We start from the raw sequence: 1,644 nt of genomic DNA, 5'->3' as shown, positions 1-1,644 counted from the left end.
GCCAGCCAGTACAGGCGGTCGCCGGCAGCCAGGTTCAGCGGCAGGCCGTACTTGTAGTTCTCGTACATGATGTCGGCGCTGTCGCAGGTCGGGCCGGCGATCACCACTTCTTCCACTTCACCGTTCTTCTCGGTCCAGATCGGGAACTTGATCGACTCGTCGGTGGTTTCGATCAGGCCGGAGAACTTGCCCACGTCGGTGTAGACCCAACGCTCCACGGCGGTACGGGACTTGCGAGCCACCAGCACCACTTCGCTGACCAGGATACCGGCGTTGGCGATCAGCGAACGGCCCGGCTCCAGGATGATTTCCGGCAGGTCGTCGCCGAAGTCTTCCTTGAGGAAGCGGATGATTTCCTCGGCATAGGTTTCCAGGCTGTTGGTCCGGGTGATGTAGTTGGCCGGGAAGCCGCCACCCATGTTGATCAGCTTGAGGTGGATGCCGTCTTCTTCCTTGAGGCGTTCGAAGATCACCTTGACCTTGGCGATCGCCGCGTCCCAGACGCTGATGTCGCGCTGTTGCGAACCGACGTGGAAGGAGATGCCGTAAGGCACCAGGCCCAGGTCACGGGCGAGGATCAGCAGGTCCATGGCCATGTCGGTCTGGCAGCCGAACTTGCGCGACAGCGGCCAGTCGGCCGTGGTCGAGCCTTCGGTGAGAATCCGCACGTAGACTTTCGAGCCCGGTGCGGCCTTGGCGATGTTGCGCAGGTCGGCTTCCGAGTCGGTGGCGTACAGGCGCACGCCCTTCTCGTAGAAGTAGCGGATGTCCTTGGATTTCTTGATGGTGTTGCCGTAGCTGATGCGGTCGGGGCCGACGCCCTGGCCCATCACTTTATCCAGTTCGTAGATCGAGGCGATGTCGAAGTTCGAACCCTTCTGGTTCAGCAGGTCGATGATCTCGACCGCCGGGTTGGCCTTGACCGCGTAGTAGACCTTGGCGAATTCGAAACCGGCGCGCAGGTCATCATAGGCCTGGGCGATCATCTGGGTGTCGATGACCACGAACGGGGTTTCCTGCTTGTCGGCGAACGCCTTCATTTTCTTGAAAGTGTCGCGCGCGAAATAGTCTTCGACCTGGATCGACATACGGGGGGACTCCTAGTGGCAAACGTGAGTTAACAATGGGTGCAAATGAACGTCCTCCGTATCCCCACTTTGGTTCGCCTACTTCCCAAGGCATTGCCGCCGAAAGCAAAAAGGCCATCCGGGCCGCCCGAAAGCTGCTGCGCTGGAAAAGGCTGCGTTGGAAAGAGGCTCGGAATGCTCATTTACAATCAGTAAACTCCGCTTCCTCGACTCTTCCCGCCTTGCCTTTTCTGCGCTCGCTACGCTTTCGGACGGCCCGGAACAGTTTCCCTTGGCCTTGCTGTCTCGTCGTCAGTACTTGAGCCGGATGGATCGTTTCCAGCATGGACGTTCGGCGCGAACTTTAGGACTTGAGGGGCTTGAGATCAACTAAAAATGTCGCGTTTTTGCACGCGCTCGTCGCGTGACCCGGATCAGTCAGTTATTTAACCGACCCGGATGACAGTCTGATGTTCCCCTTCAGCGACCGATGGTTTACCTCTAGCCCGCCCGTATCACCACGCAGGTCTGTAGGAGCCGGCGGTGCGGCGATCCGACTTGTCGGGGCGCCGAACCA

At 59.4% G+C, this 1,644-nt stretch carries 1 protein-coding gene; it reads right to left on the bottom strand.

Annotated elements, in window-relative coordinates; all coding sequences use genetic code 11:
* Positions 1-1,088, bottom strand: a 1,088-nt coding sequence (locus K675_RS0102045; protein ID WP_017901845.1) for a type III PLP-dependent enzyme, incomplete at its 3' end; no start/stop codon positions are given.
* Positions 1,089-1,644 lie beyond the last annotated feature (556 nt).

The organism is Pseudomonas fuscovaginae SE-1, assembly GCF_000364705.1.
In the GTDB taxonomy this organism is placed as follows: domain Bacteria; phylum Pseudomonadota; class Gammaproteobacteria; order Pseudomonadales; family Pseudomonadaceae; genus Aquipseudomonas; species Aquipseudomonas fuscovaginae_A.
The sequence above is the reverse complement of the archived record's forward strand: the minus strand, read 5'-3'. Positions and strand labels throughout refer to the sequence as shown.